This is a genomic window from Winogradskyella psychrotolerans (assembly GCF_018860545.1).
Classification (GTDB): Bacteria; Bacteroidota; Bacteroidia; order Flavobacteriales; family Flavobacteriaceae; genus Winogradskyella; species Winogradskyella psychrotolerans_A.
The window spans coordinates 1-8849 of the sequence record NZ_JAHKPN010000013.1; the positions used below are offsets into that span (position 1 = coordinate 1).

General features: G+C 28.8%; 14 protein-coding genes. 2 read left to right on the top strand and 12 right to left on the bottom strand.

Going from position 1 to position 8849, the window contains the following annotated elements:
• Positions 1-18 precede the first annotated feature (18 nt).
• The 8 genes from KO515_RS07230 to KO515_RS07265 all read right to left on the bottom strand — a co-directional run bounded on the left by KO515_RS07230 (position 19) and on the right by KO515_RS07265 (position 5374).
• Positions 19-1140: a tetratricopeptide repeat protein gene (locus tag KO515_RS07230; protein WP_215935714.1), complete on the bottom strand. Its 1122-nt coding sequence runs from the start codon at positions 1138-1140 to the stop codon at positions 19-21.
• Between the two features lie 159 nt (positions 1141-1299).
• The gene (locus KO515_RS07235; RefSeq protein WP_215935715.1) at positions 1300-1488 is read right to left on the bottom strand and encodes a hypothetical protein; all 189 of its coding nucleotides are present in this window, start codon (positions 1486-1488) and stop codon (positions 1300-1302) included.
• A 39-nt stretch (positions 1489-1527) separates the two neighbouring features.
• Positions 1528-2007, bottom strand: coding sequence for a hypothetical protein (locus KO515_RS07240; protein ID WP_215935716.1), 480 nt, complete (start codon positions 2005-2007; stop codon positions 1528-1530).
• Positions 2008-2163: 156 nt separating this feature from the next.
• Positions 2164-2844 (bottom strand): hypothetical protein, encoded by a 681-nt coding sequence (locus KO515_RS07245; protein ID WP_215935717.1) that lies wholly within the window; start codon positions 2842-2844, stop codon positions 2164-2166.
• 305 nt (positions 2845-3149) lie between these two features.
• Positions 3150-3458: a hypothetical protein gene (locus KO515_RS07250; protein ID WP_252723807.1), complete on the bottom strand. Its 309-nt coding sequence runs from the start codon at positions 3456-3458 to the stop codon at positions 3150-3152.
• A gap of 1 nt (position 3459) precedes the next feature.
• The gene (locus KO515_RS07255; protein ID WP_252723808.1) at positions 3460-4026 is read right to left on the bottom strand and encodes a Panacea domain-containing protein; all 567 of its coding nucleotides are present in this window, start codon (positions 4024-4026) and stop codon (positions 3460-3462) included.
• 212 nt (positions 4027-4238) lie between these two features.
• Positions 4239-4748: a hypothetical protein gene (locus tag KO515_RS07260; RefSeq protein ID WP_215935719.1), complete on the bottom strand. Its 510-nt coding sequence runs from the start codon at positions 4746-4748 to the stop codon at positions 4239-4241.
• 152 nt (positions 4749-4900) lie between these two features.
• Positions 4901-5374, bottom strand: a complete 474-nt coding sequence (locus tag KO515_RS07265; protein ID WP_215935720.1) for a hypothetical protein — start codon at positions 5372-5374, stop codon at positions 4901-4903.
• Positions 5375-6201: 827 nt separating this feature from the next.
• Here KO515_RS07265 and KO515_RS07270 point away from each other — a divergent pair.
• The gene (locus tag KO515_RS07270) at positions 6202-6366 is read left to right on the top strand and encodes a hypothetical protein (RefSeq protein ID WP_215935721.1); all 165 of its coding nucleotides are present in this window, start codon (positions 6202-6204) and stop codon (positions 6364-6366) included.
• Here the strand turns inward: KO515_RS07270 and KO515_RS07275 are convergent.
• Entirely contained in the window at positions 6355-6510 is a 156-nt protein-coding gene (locus tag KO515_RS07275; RefSeq protein WP_215935722.1) for a hypothetical protein, read from the bottom strand. The genes KO515_RS07270 and KO515_RS07275 overlap by 12 nt on opposite strands.
• 28 nt (positions 6511-6538) lie before the next feature.
• Here KO515_RS07275 and KO515_RS07280 point away from each other — a divergent pair, with 28 nt between their 5' ends.
• Positions 6539-6754 carry a hypothetical protein gene (locus KO515_RS07280; protein WP_215935723.1) on the top strand — a complete coding sequence of 72 codons (216 nt, stop codon included), beginning with the start codon at positions 6539-6541 and terminating at the stop codon, positions 6752-6754.
• On the opposite strand, the gene KO515_RS07285 is transcribed toward KO515_RS07280, so the two are convergent.
• The 3 genes from KO515_RS07285 to KO515_RS07295 form a co-directional block, all read right to left on the bottom strand.
• Positions 6744-7049, bottom strand: coding sequence for a hypothetical protein (locus KO515_RS07285; RefSeq protein ID WP_215935724.1), 306 nt, complete (start codon positions 7047-7049; stop codon positions 6744-6746). The genes KO515_RS07280 and KO515_RS07285 overlap by 11 nt on opposite strands.
• Positions 7050-7283: 234 nt before the next feature.
• Entirely contained in the window at positions 7284-7949 is a 666-nt protein-coding gene (locus KO515_RS07290; protein WP_215935725.1) for an SLATT domain-containing protein, read from the bottom strand.
• A 167-nt stretch (positions 7950-8116) separates the two neighbouring features.
• Positions 8117-8761 (bottom strand): hypothetical protein, encoded by a 645-nt coding sequence (locus tag KO515_RS07295; protein WP_215935726.1) that lies wholly within the window; start codon positions 8759-8761, stop codon positions 8117-8119.
• Between the last annotated feature and the right edge of the window lie 88 nt (positions 8762-8849).

Genomic DNA, 8849 nt, shown 5'->3' on the forward strand with positions numbered 1-8849 from the left:
CTTTGTTAGCAAAAGTATTTATTCCGTTATTTTAATAAATTCTGGATTACTCCAAAGATTTTGTAGTTCTGAATATTGTTTAGCATCTTGCTTTAAGTCTTTTTCCAGTTCAAATGTTTTTTTTAAATATTCGATACTTTCATCGGTCTTATTTTGAATATTTTTTATAATTCCAATTTGATAATAATTCCAAGAAAATTCTTGTTGTTTATTAAGGCTTTTAAATAATTCAATCGCTTCTTCAAAATTTCTAATACCTTTTAAATATAAAGCTTTGCAATAATTCATTTGATATTTCGCGTCATTTGAAAGTCCGCTTTCTAATTTGTCAAATTCGATAAATGCTTTCTCTTTGTCCGTAATAGAGTTAAATATTTGTAGTAGTAATTGTATCGCTATTTGTTCAGAATAGTAATCTGAAAAAAGGTGTTTTAAATTTTTTAATGCTAACTCTCTGTCATTTTGCTTTATATGATATTGGATGATATAAATAAGAGCATTTGGGCTTTTTTTGTCTGCATTTAAAACATCTTTAACAGAATCAATAAATTTTTCTTCTCCTACAGTTGCCATAATTTCATACATACTGTTCATTCTATTTTCAAGAATTTGAATGTTATTTGGCTCAAATTCTAATGCCTTGTTATAAAACTCAACAGATTTTAGGTTGTCTCCTTTTTTTGCAAATAATGTTCCCTTATTAGCGTATGCTAAAGTAGCTTTATCATCGAGTTCAATTGCTTTGTTAAAAAGTTCAAGAGCGTTGTCTAAATCTCCTCTTTCCATTTGATAAGCGCCAAATCCAATATATTTATCTACTTGGTCTTTGTCAACATTTCCTTTTTTGTGTTCAGGGTTTGGTTGAATTTTAATTTCGGATATTTTTCCAGAATCTAAATCGGCTTGAAATTCATTAACCATTTTTGAGTTAATCTTCTTAAGGTTTTCAATGATTACATTAGATTGATTATCATCTAACCCTTGCTTACCCAGTTTCGCTTTTACTATCTTATAGTTGTGGTCGTTTTCAAAGTAAAGTGTTTGTGCTAATGCTGTAATTTCTGTTTGATATTGCTTTGAATTGAATGTATTAATATCAATACCATTTTTCTTTGGTTTAAGAAAGTCGAAGATTCCCATAGTTGGTTTTATATTTTTGCTAACGGTTTTGTGTATGGTTAGTTGCGTGTTTCAGCTACTAATTTAGTAAACAAAAACGAACGCGAGAAAATTCCGAAGGAATTTTCCAAATAAGCACTTGCCAAAGCAATTAATTATACACGGTGTTGTACCCAGTTTTTAATATTTCGAAATTCTATATTCATCATCTAATTCGATGCAGGTGTAATTCCCTCCGAATTTCCCGCCTCCTTTAATTTTCTTAAAAGTTAATTCCTTAAAATAACCAGTATTAAAATTGCGAGTAAATTCCACTTCGCCAATTTCAGAAGAGTGAAAAGGATAGTTATATTCTTTATTTTTAGTCAATCTATTGATATTTGACTTTTGGATTATCTTATTTGGCATTTAGTCTTCTAGTTTTTGTTTCCGATTCAATTGCCAATTCATTAATAATATATTCCACATCGCAAAAAAATCAGAACCTTTAAAGGCTGGAATAACGAACTGTTCATAATATAGAGTAGTGATTGTCAGTTCATCCCATTCTGCTTTTTTTACTTGTTCTTTTGTTGCTTTTCCAGTTGCGCTGATTTCAACTAACGATTGAGGTCGCATTTCTTTAATATCACTTATCAGCAGACTTTCAAATTTGTCATATTCTCCCCAAACTACTTTCCGAGTTCCAATAATAGTCCATTTGTCATTTTTCGGTTGAGTGAAAACTAATACAGGGATTCCAATATTTTGAGATTTAAATAATTCCGAATAATAGTTTTGGTTTTCAGTCGGCAAACTTTCGAATAAGAACGAATGTTGGGTTGGAAGGCTGTTTTTTCCAGCTTTCCATTTTAATCTTTTCGCTATATATTCATCTGTTTTCTGCATTTTCTCAAATTGGGTACAACGTGTTTGTGTATGATTAGTTGCGTGGTTCAGCAACTAAGTTAGCAAACTTTTACGAACCCGTGAATATTCCGCAGGAATATTCGCAAGTAGGGAAGAACAAAGCAATTAATTATACACGGTGTTGGCAACAGGCTTTTATATTTCAATATCATTTCTAATAATTTTATAAGAACCTTGAAATACATATTCAAACAACGGTTTTTCAGACTCTTTACAAAGAAGAAAGTTCTTCAATGTAGAATAAAAATCTTTTGAGTGAAAGTCATCTTTAAAGTCAGTCAGCAAATTATTGTCAAATTTGTGTAATGATTCTATTCTTTCGAACTCGACTTCTATAATTTTTAAGTTATTTGACTGGTCTTTGAATGATAAACCATAAAAACCAATCAAATAAACTATACAATCTTTTAAATTTCCAAAAAAGTAGCTTGATTCAAATCTATTTGGTAAATCAATATTTCCTGAAGTTTTAATTAAATCTTGTCTTGCTTTTTCCAAAATGTAATACGTAAAATATCTGAATTCAGATTGAAGTATGAAATTTTGTTTTTTAATTTCTCTTTTAATATTCTTTAAATCACTTTTAAGTCTGTTTCGAGTAAATAATATTAAATTTTTAGCTTTCAATTTCAGCCAAATTTGTTTTATTGATATTTCGTGGTATTCAGAGCAACTATATATTAATTCGAAAAGATTATTCAAATCGGACAGTCTCATAAGCATATTTCTGTCAATTCGGTCTGCTGTGTTGATAATCGTTCCATTTTCAGGAACATCCGAAACTACTTTGTAATAATAATTCTTGTTTGTATTCAAAATTGAGGTTAGTTGCTTTTAGCTTGTTGCCAACGTGTTTGTATATGGTTTGTTGCGTGTTTCAAGTAACTAATTTAGTAAATAATTACGAACCAAGAAAGTCCGCGAGGACTTTCGTAAGTAGGCAAGAAGCCAGCAATAAATTATATACGGTGTTGGCAGTAGTATTTAATTTTCTAATATTTTTCTGTATTTTCTTTTTACAGATTTAGAGTTTTTAAGGCACTCAATTAGTGAGATAAATAGTTCATCTTTCATTTTCCCCCATATTTCATAGTCGGTATTCTCAAGAGGATAAATCTCTTTCAAAATTCCATTTCATAAACATCTATTTGATGTCCATAAATATGAGTTTTAAAATCAAACATTTTTCCACATTCAGTTATTTCAATTTCATTAGAAAAAACAAAACAATTTAGGTTGATTGAAGGAAGTTCTATACAGCCATTATCTATTTCTTCTTTTTCAGGAATTGAATCTGTTCTTGTTGGAAGTGATGCTAAAATATTTTGTTCATCTTGATTTTTTAAAACAACAAAATATTTTGGCTTTGCAGTATTTCCATTTTTAAAATAAAAAGGGTCAAAGTAAATTATGGTTCCTTCTTCAAACATTTTAGTTTGATTCTATAAAATCACTATAAACAACTTTTTTTCTTTCATCGTGGTTTATTAAAGAAGCCATATCAATTAATAACTCTGTATTATTTATTTCTTCTTTTTCTAGTAATTCTAAAACAGAATTTTCTTTAGCTGTATTATGCCAAGGTGAATTTTTGCGATGAGTGTAATAAACTAAATCTTTAGCTGTCTTATCTCCAAATTGCTCAATAACAAAATTTAATAAATCAATATCATTATCTGAAAATTCATCATCATTAAATTCTACAATAGGTTTTATTACTGTAACTCCTTCTTCAGAAGTTCTTTCGATGTAATTTTTAAGTAATGTAGTTTCTGATGATAAATCAATGAAAATTTCTTCTGAAACAGGTCCAAATTTCCAAACTTTATATTTTAAATTGAAAAAAGGTATTCCGCTTTTTTTAATTGATAGTTCATCTAAAATATAAATAAGTTTTAATGCTTTTGTTTTAGATAACTCACCAATCTTTTCAGAAAGGTAAATAATTGAATTTCCAACTTTGTCTATTTGGTCGTTAGATAATTTTATGTAAGACATTTTTTCCACACTGCAAAAGTACAAAAAAATAAATTATAAACAATCTGTTGAAAACTATAATTTTCGTCCGTTATATTACTGCCAACGTGTTTGTGTATGCTTTGTTGCGTGGTTTAAGCAACTAATTTAGTAAATAAAAACCGAATAGAAAATCCGCGAGGATTTTCGTAAGTAGGCTAGAACCAAGCAATAAAATATACACGGTGTTACCACTAGTTTTTTCTTTTTTTCCAATCCTTATATTCTTTTAAATATTTTTCCTTTATATAAGCAGTTTGCACAGTTTGTGTAGTCATTATAGATTCCAAATTTTCATAGTCAAAATATTCACTTTTAAGCTCAATTCCTAATTCAGTTGTGTCAGAAAGTCTTTTTTCAGATAACAGAAAGTTCAATTTTGGATTCTCAATATTGTAAATTAAAGCGTATTTTCTAGATTCAGATTTTTTCCAGTTTTTAAATTCATTAGAGTTTTCTCCACCTGTTCCAGATTTGTATAATTTTCCTTCTACTTTATAAACATAATCTGTATATAAAGTAATTCCCTTATTCCAATTAGTTTTATATATTTCAGCAACTGTTATTCTTGAATTTCCTTTTTCAAATTTAGATGTGTTTTTAGAATATGAAATTGATTGAATAATAACAAGTAATAGAATAAATCCAATTCCTGTAATCCAACTTATTTTCGTTTTGTTTTTCTCAAGGTATTTTTTGTCCATCTAATTAGTGGTAACGTGTTTGTGTATGGTTAGTTGCGTGGTTCAGCAACTAAGTTAGCAAACTTTTACGAACCCGTGAATATTCCGCAGGAATATTCGCAAGTAGAGAAGAACAAAGCAATTAATTATACACGGTGTTGTGCGTTCGTTTTTTATTTTGTCGTTATTAATATTACACTTCCATTATACGCTCGGCATAAATTCGTCTTTTGCATCATTTCTTGCGTTAAAATATTAAATGATTTGATTGCATTTGGGTCAATTTTTGTTTTTTCTAATAAACTATCTGTTATTGGAATTCCGTCAATTACTATTAATTCGATTTTCTTTTTATTCCAACCTCTTTGTCCAGCAGATAAGCTGTCCAAATTCAGTTTATCCATATGAAACAATTCAGCTCGTTTTAGTTGAGTGATTTTCAATTCTTTCGTTCGCTTGTCAATTCGGATATTTTCAATATTATCTTTGTCAAGAAATACAGTTTCCAAATCGGTTTTCTCATTATCCACAAACATTTTATAATCCGCTGAATATTTTTTTAAAATTTTATTTCGGTCGTATTTTATATTCCGAGTTGCACAACCGAAAGTAAAAGTCAGAATGAATAGAAGTAGAAATATTCTCATTTTTCTTGTTTTATTTTCAAAAATATTTCAATTCTGCATTTCATAAAAATCTCAATGAGTGAACAATGTTTTTCGATTAGTTAACGTGCCTCTTAAATGACGCACAACGGCTTGGTATATGGTTTGTTGCGTTGTTTCAGCGAGTAAGTTAGCAAATAATAACCGAAATAGAAAAGCCGAAGGGCTTTTCGTGAGTAGGCGAGAAGCAGCAATAAATTATATACAGTGTTAGCTAACGTTTTTTCTTTTTTGCGAACTACTCCTTTGCGTATTTCCGGACGATTTGTTTTTCAGACGTTGTTTCATTTTTTACTTAAATGTCAAAAAAATCTCCGAATTATTATTTCGTTCTTTTCCGTAAGGAGAATCAGTTTTGTTTTCAACCTAAATTTTCGTGATATCAGAATCAGTTGATTTAAACAACTAATTTCAAATTTTTTAAACTGCGAACTGTTCAGCCGTACGTTTTGCCATTCCGCTTATCAGCCAAAAATTGAGGATTGCTATAATATTGAATGAAAGAACCGAAGTTAGGTAAGTCGAAATTCGTGCGTAACGTTCCGCAAGAGTAAAAAATTCCAGCTCAGTGGTTTTTTATATTCAGCTTTAAATTCCAACTAAGTTTTCTGAAGCAAAGAAGTACAGAACTTGGTAAAAGCCTTGAAATTGTTGACACGCGCGAAATGTTTGCTAACGAGATTGTGTATGATTAGTAGGGCGAGGTATAAACTAATACTTACATAATCTCGTAGATTGGGAAAGCGAATAATTTTATAAACTAACACTAAGCCCTATTGATTATACACGGTGTTGTAACACGTTTTTTTATGTCCGATTTTATTGTTTCAGATGATATTAAAAAATATGTAGATAAAGAATGTATTGATGTATCATTAGATATATTAAAAACCTTAAAAGGGAAATCACACTTTGAGGTCAAAGAAATATTAAGAACGGTTAATTCTTTATCAGAGTTAAACTCACATATTTAGTTCATCTATTTTATTTGAAATGTTGTATAGTTTAGTACCTAGCTCACTATTAGATTTTTTTAAGTCTGTAATGTCGGATTGCAAACCCTCAATAGTGGTCATTAAGTCTAAAATGGTTTGTTCTAGTCGTTGTAAGTCATTCATATATTATTAATTTTTAAAAATGTTATTTATGTCCGATTCTATTATTTCCGATGATAAATTAAAAGCAATAGATTTTGTTAAAAATAATTTAATTCAATACCATAAATTACAAATTGAATTAATAGAAAACGAAAGCGAAGTTTCTAATGTAATAACTCGTGAATACCTTATGTGTTTAATTAAAATAGATCATCTCTCTGGAAAAAATCAACTTTCTGATTTTCATTCTTTTTTTAATTTATAATATCTAATACACTTCCTAAAGTACCACGTATCATTACGTAATTATATTCTATGTAAACCATATTTTTGGTTTCCAGTTCTGATATTTCATATAAAATAGATTTCTTTTTAATAGACTTCACTTTTTTCAGAACTTCTTTTTGCGTTTCTGAATCATTTTCACTAGGTGTTATTAAATGAAAATTTTCAACGACAGTTTTAAGTACATCTATTACCTTGTTATTATCCGTTTCAGATAAAATTTTAAGGTGCTCAATATTAGTTTCGACAAACAATTTTAATTCTTCTTTATCCATATTTTCTAATTTATTCAAATTCCGACGTTCCATAACATTCTTAAAAGCTTGCAGTCTGGCTCTTTCGTGTATTGTCATTTTATTACTACCGCTCACTTTTTAAATGGGTTACAACGTGATTGTATAAGATTAGTTGCGTGGTTCAAGCACCTAATTTAGCAAATACAAACCAAATAGAAAATCCGTGAGGATTTTCGTAAGTAGACTTGTACTAGCAATTAATTTTATACGGTGTTAGGCAACGTTTTTTATTATTAAATACCCTAATATCATTCCAGGAATTAGCATAGCAATTAAATAAATCAGTTTTGTTTTACAGAAATAAATAATCTGAACTCTCCACCAATAATGCCATTTCAAATATTTATAATAATCCATATTGTCAGCTCTGAATTTTTGTCTGTCCAATTGGTCGTGATTTTCATATCTTCTTAAAATATTCTGGTATCTTGACTGAATGTCATTACAATATTCCAATTTTTCTTTATCCGAACTTTTTTTGTCATAGGTTTTAAAATTCTGAAGTTCATTATATAAATCAGCGATATCCAATGAGCAATCGTGAAATTTTTCAGCTTTGACTAAATAATTTTGAGAGTTCTCAAATACAGAAAAAATCAATAATATAATTGAGATTGCTGTCATTGAGAAAGCAAATAAGTTTTCGTACTGTTCAGATGGATTATAGATATTATATACAGAGAGAAGTCCAAAAATTATTAAATAAACAGAAAGAACACTTGTGCAAATATTTGAGATTTTTGAAATCTTTTTAAGTCTATCACTCGCATAAAAACGGATTCCTTTAGTAGACCACAATTTATGTTTCAATTCTTCCAGAAAGTCCTTGTCTAAATGTTCTTTTCCTTCTGGTTTTTCAAAGCTCTTTGGTTTTTTCAAATTTTTCTGGTTTTGGTCAAATGTTGCCTAACGTTGATGTATAAGAATAGTTGCGGGTTTGTATGCGAGGATTTTCCGAAGGAAAATCAGACGTTACAAACACGCAACGACCTTTGATTAAGCACTAAACCGCAATTATTTTTATACGGTGTTGGGCATAGTTTTTATTAGTAATACATTTTAAATTTCGTAAAATTATTTTGTTTTTCAGTAGTGATACTTATATTGTAAAATCCATTTTCTTTAGATAAAACCTTATGAACGTATTTATCTCCTTTTGCACTAAAATCAGACATAAATTCATTATTACTTTCTATAAAAACTAATTCATATTCATTCTCACTAATCCATTTATATTCCATTTTACAAAAAGTCTTATCAGGTAATAAGTTTTCCCATTTTCCGTCACACATAACAACATAAGCTTTTATGGTATCTGTAGGTTTTTCGAAATAATAAAAGTTTTTTTGGACTTTAAATTCTTCTATTTCCTTTTTTGAAATTGTAGATTTTGGCTTTTCATTTATTTCAGAAAATTTTTCATTCGGCTTTTCTATTTTGTTAGTCAAGTATCTAAATTCAGAACAATTTCTTTGTAATCTAAAATTGATTTTTTGTTCAATATTTTCCGCTTCTTTTGTTCTTGTTTTGAATGTTTTTCTCAAATAAGGGTAAAGGTGTTTCTCATAAAGAGAAATTTTTTCAAATGCAATCTTCTGACGATTTGTTTCTTTTTTAATATCTATCTGTTTTAAGTATTCACACATTGAATTAGAAATAGAATCAATTTCTCTAGATGATTGTGAAAACACGTAATTAGTAATTCCGATTAGTAAAATAGTCAGTATTTTCCTCATTTTTTTCAAATTATGCCCAACGGATTTGTGTATGGTTAGTTGC

What these genes read in the sequence shown, in the direction of transcription:
- KO515_RS07230 (WP_215935714.1), bottom strand. Translation starts at nt 1,140, where the DNA reads ATGGGAATCTTCGACTTTCTTAAACCAAAGAAAAATGGTATTGATATT.
- KO515_RS07240 (WP_215935716.1), bottom strand. Translation starts at nt 2,007, where the DNA reads ATGCAGAAAACAGATGAATATATAGCGAAAAGATTAAAATGGAAAGCT.
- KO515_RS07250 (WP_252723807.1), bottom strand. Translation starts at nt 3,458, where the DNA reads ATGTTTGAAGAAGGAACCATAATTTACTTTGACCCTTTTTATTTTAAA.
- KO515_RS07255 (WP_252723808.1), bottom strand. Translation starts at nt 4,026, where the DNA reads ATGTCTTACATAAAATTATCTAACGACCAAATAGACAAAGTTGGAAAT.
- KO515_RS07260 (WP_215935719.1), bottom strand. Translation starts at nt 4,748, where the DNA reads ATGGACAAAAAATACCTTGAGAAAAACAAAACGAAAATAAGTTGGATT.
- KO515_RS07265 (WP_215935720.1), bottom strand. Translation starts at nt 5,374, where the DNA reads ATGAGAATATTTCTACTTCTATTCATTCTGACTTTTACTTTCGGTTGT.
- KO515_RS07270 (WP_215935721.1), top strand. Translation starts at nt 6,202, where the DNA reads ATGTCCGATTTTATTGTTTCAGATGATATTAAAAAATATGTAGATAAA.
- KO515_RS07275 (WP_215935722.1), bottom strand. Translation starts at nt 6,510, where the DNA reads ATGAATGACTTACAACGACTAGAACAAACCATTTTAGACTTAATGACC.
- KO515_RS07280 (WP_215935723.1), top strand. Translation starts at nt 6,539, where the DNA reads ATGTCCGATTCTATTATTTCCGATGATAAATTAAAAGCAATAGATTTT.
- KO515_RS07285 (WP_215935724.1), bottom strand. Translation starts at nt 7,049, where the DNA reads ATGGATAAAGAAGAATTAAAATTGTTTGTCGAAACTAATATTGAGCAC.